Annotated in this window: 2 protein-coding genes and 1 pseudogene; 1 reads left to right on the top strand and 2 read right to left on the bottom strand. The window is 73.1% G+C overall.

Annotation, left to right across the window (positions count from 1 at the left end; all coding sequences use genetic code 11):
- Positions 1 to 786: pseudogene (locus H0U68_RS23445) on the top strand (ribonuclease E/G); the annotation flags it as partial.
- A gap of 60 nt (positions 787 to 846) precedes the next feature.
- On the opposite strand, the gene H0U68_RS23440 reads toward H0U68_RS23445, so the two are convergent.
- A complete protein-coding gene (locus H0U68_RS23440) occupies positions 847 to 2,091 on the bottom strand; it encodes a heme biosynthesis HemY N-terminal domain-containing protein (RefSeq protein WP_296359315.1) in 1,245 nt (414 codons plus the stop codon).
- A gap of 12 nt (positions 2,092 to 2,103) precedes the next feature.
- On the bottom strand, positions 2,104 to 2,469 hold a 366-nt coding region (locus H0U68_RS23435; RefSeq protein ID WP_296359313.1), incomplete at its 5' end, for a uroporphyrinogen-III C-methyltransferase.

Here is a 2,469-nt window from a genome sequence, read left to right as displayed (position 1 = left end):
GGTGAGCGCCGCAACGACCGCGGCCCGCGCGACAGTGAAGGCGCAGAGGGCGGCGACGCCCCGGCCGAAGCGCAAGGCCTGGCCGGCGCGGCCACCTCCGTCGGCATGGTGATCGACGGCAGCCCCCAGGGCGAGCCGCCGATGGCCAACGCGGTGCTGGAATCGCACACCCACCAGGACGGCCAGGGCGACGAGCTCAATGGCGTGAACGGCGCGGGTGCGAATGGTGCGAACGGCAATGCCGCCGAGGGCGAAGGCCGCCGCGGCGGACGCTCGCGCGACCGCTACGGCCGTGACCGCCGCGAGCGCGGCGACCGCGCACCCCGCGAGGACGCTGGCATGGCCGGGAACGGCATCGACACCGAAGGCATGGGCGACGCGCAACCACAGGCCGCGCAGCCACAAGAGGCGCAACCGCAGGCCGCGCAGCCGCAAGTCGCGCAGATGGCGTTCGACATGCAGGAAGCCGCACCGGCCACCATCCAGCCCGCCATCGCCGTGCAGCCCATCGTGAGCACGGCCCCGGCCGCGCAGACGCGGGTTGCCGCACCGCCCCAGGTGCAGCGCTACGAACTGCCGCTGGACCAGCTGGCGCAGGTCGCCGAAAGTTCGGGCCTGCAGTGGGTCAATTCGGACGCCGAAAAGATCGCCGCGGTGCAAGCCGCCATGGCCGCGGAACCCAAGCCCGCCCACGTTCCGCGCGAGCGCCCGCCGATGGTGGTGGTCAGTGAAGGCCCGCTGGTGCTGGTGGAGACCAAGCGCGACCTGTCGTCCATGAAGTTCTAGGCCGTTCAGGCGCAACAAAAAAACGCGGCCTTGGCCGCGTTTTTTCTTTGTCCGGCCCGGCTACTCGCCCGCCGCGTTCTTCCACGCCACGGCCGCCGCCTGGGCATCGCCGCGCTGCTCGGCCAGCTGCGCCAGCGCGCGCCAGGCATTGCGGTGCAGCTGCACGTCCTGCAGGCCGTGCACGGCCTGCGACAGCAGCTGCTGCGCCTTGCCCCACAGCTGGCGGTGCATGCAGGCCATGCCGGCCAGGTATTGCAGCAGCGCGTCGCGCGGGTCCATGCGCTGGGCTAATTCGATGCGCGCCAGCCACGTGCCGTCCAGCGCCTGCATGCCCTGCTGCAGGGCCAGCACCAGCTTCACCTTGGCGCCGTCGGGCAGCTGCGCGTAGCGCTCCCACACCGGCAGCAGCCAGTCGCGCGACTGCTGCGGCTCGCCGCCCAGGCGCACCAGCCGCTGCGCGGCATGCGTGGCGACCTCGGGCATCTGGCGCTCCGCGGGCTCCAGCTGCGCCCAGGCGCGCTGCAGCTGGGCGACGTCGTGCGCCTGGTTGACCAGGTCGATCGCCAGGCCGCGCACGATGCCCTGCGCCGCCTCGGGCGAGAAGGCATGGTGCTTGGCCAGCAGGCGCGCGGTGTCCAGCGCGTCGTCGGTCTGGCGCGACAGGCGCGAGGCGCGCAGCTTGATGCGCAGCGCCAGGGTGCGCCGCGCGGCGCCCTGCGGCAGGCCCTTGAGCCATTCCGCCGCGGCGCGCGGCTCGTGGTCGTCCAGCGCCCAGCGCGCGGCACGCATCAAGGCGCCTTCGCGCGTCTCCTGCGCGCCCGATTGTTCGATCGACTGCTTCAGGTGCACTTCGCGCGCGGCGCGGTCCTGCAGCGAATGCGCGCTCTCGGCCGCCAGCAGGTGCGCCAGCGTGCGCAGCTGCGCGCCGTGCGGCAGCCGCTCGCCCGAGGCGCTGAACGACTGCTCCTGCGCGAGCGAGGCTTCGGCCGATTTGCGCGCGCGGATGAAGCGCCCGGCCAGCAGGTGCGACAGCGCGTCCAGCAGCGCGCCGTGCATCGAACGCTCCTTTTGCTGGTTGCGCCAGCGCAGCGCCTGGCGCGGCAGGTCGAACAGCGCGCCCAGGGCGCGCAGGGCGGCGTGCAGGAACAGGAAGGCCGCCACCAGCGCCAACAGCACCAGGTTGAGAGACAGGTCCACCCGGTACGGCGGCCAGAACAGCGTGACCGTGCCCTGGTTGTTGCCGGCGAACAGCGCCACCGCCGCGGCGACGCCGAACAGGGACAGGAGCCAGAGTGCGGCGCGCATGCCTCGGCCGCCCTATCTTCCGGCGGCCGCGGTGGTCAGCGCGGCCAGCGTTTCGTCGATGCGCGGCAGCTCCACGATGCGCAGCTGCGCCTGCACCTGCTGCAGCTGCGTGGCGGCGAGCTGGGTGCGGCGCGACGTGGGATCGAAGTACTTGTAGAGCGCGGCCGTCGCGGCCGCCGCATCGGCGCGCGCCGCCGCGCTCTGGCGCGCCAGCAGCGACAGCCGCGTGTTCAGCAGTTTCAGCTTCAGGTTCTCGCGCAGGAAGAAGGCCTGGTCGGGCGCCAGCAGCACCGCCTCGGGCTGGTCGATGCGGCTCACCCGCACCAGCCCGCGCACTTCCTCCAGCGCCGCCGCCAGGCCGCGCTGCCACCACTGCGG

Source organism: Ramlibacter sp., from assembly GCF_013697775.1.
In the GTDB taxonomy this organism is placed as follows: domain Bacteria; phylum Pseudomonadota; class Gammaproteobacteria; order Burkholderiales; family Burkholderiaceae_C; genus Ramlibacter.
Note: the sequence above shows the minus strand (reverse complement) of the source record. Positions and strands in the feature narration are given on the sequence as shown.

Bases quoted from the DNA above. Each gene is read 5' to 3' on its own strand.
- H0U68_RS23440 (WP_296359315.1), bottom strand. From the start codon at position 2,091: ATGCGCGCCGCACTCTGGCTCCTGTCCCTGTTCGGCGTCGCCGCGGCG.